We start from the raw sequence: 275 nt of genomic DNA on the forward strand, positions 1-275 counted from the left end.
GGTTGTAGATAACGCGTGTCCAATTTCTCAGTTCAGTCTGATTTAATGACGAATCATGCTTTGACAGGTAAGAGTAAAACGCAAAAAATCTAATCTTGTCGACATAGCTTGATCATTCAATAGAACTTTTTTGAATGTCTCTTCTTCGGTATAGTATTTTTGATTAGGAAGATATGTTTTTATTTTTTGAGTAGAGTCTTGGTCCTCGATTAAGTCAAAAATTCTGATTAAACGAATAATAAATTTTTGGTTTAAGCAGCTTAGGATTTCATATT

1 protein-coding gene is annotated in these 275 nt (G+C 31.3%); it reads right to left on the bottom strand.

Going from position 1 to position 275, the window contains the following annotated elements:
• Positions 1-42: 42 nt before the first annotated feature.
• The coding region (locus SB725_RS31065) for a hypothetical protein (RefSeq protein ID WP_410923236.1) at positions 43-275 on the bottom strand (233 nt) is incomplete at its 5' end.

Source organism: Pseudomonas sp. SIMBA_041 (genome assembly GCF_046535095.1).
In the GTDB taxonomy this organism is placed as follows: Bacteria; Pseudomonadota; Gammaproteobacteria; order Pseudomonadales; family Pseudomonadaceae; genus Aquipseudomonas; species Aquipseudomonas mucoides.